The 231-nt window shown below is 61.0% G+C and carries 1 protein-coding gene; it reads right to left on the reverse strand.

Annotation, left to right across the window (positions count from 1 at the left end):
• On the reverse strand, window positions 1–231 hold a 231-nt coding region (locus AB1462_RS32585), incomplete at both ends, for a cadherin-like domain-containing protein (protein WP_367249258.1).

The raw sequence follows: 231 nt of genomic DNA on the forward strand, positions 1-231 counted from the left end.
TGGTGCCGTTGGCTGGCGCCGAAGTCAGCGGGCCGCCGTCGGTGGCGGTGTAGGTGAAGTCCGCGGTGCCGTGGAAGTTTTCGTTCGGTTTGAAGTAAACGGTCGCTTCGCCGTTGACCGCATCAATCGAACCGGTCACCGGTTTGGTCATGGCCGCGTCGGTGTAGAAAGTGCCATTGGTTGGCGTGCCGACGGTGAACGATTTAACGTCCGTCGGACTGTCTACGTCGG

It is taken from the genome of Pseudomonas sp. SB113, assembly GCF_040754745.1.
In the GTDB taxonomy this organism is placed as follows: domain Bacteria; phylum Pseudomonadota; class Gammaproteobacteria; order Pseudomonadales; family Pseudomonadaceae; genus Aquipseudomonas; species Aquipseudomonas grimontii.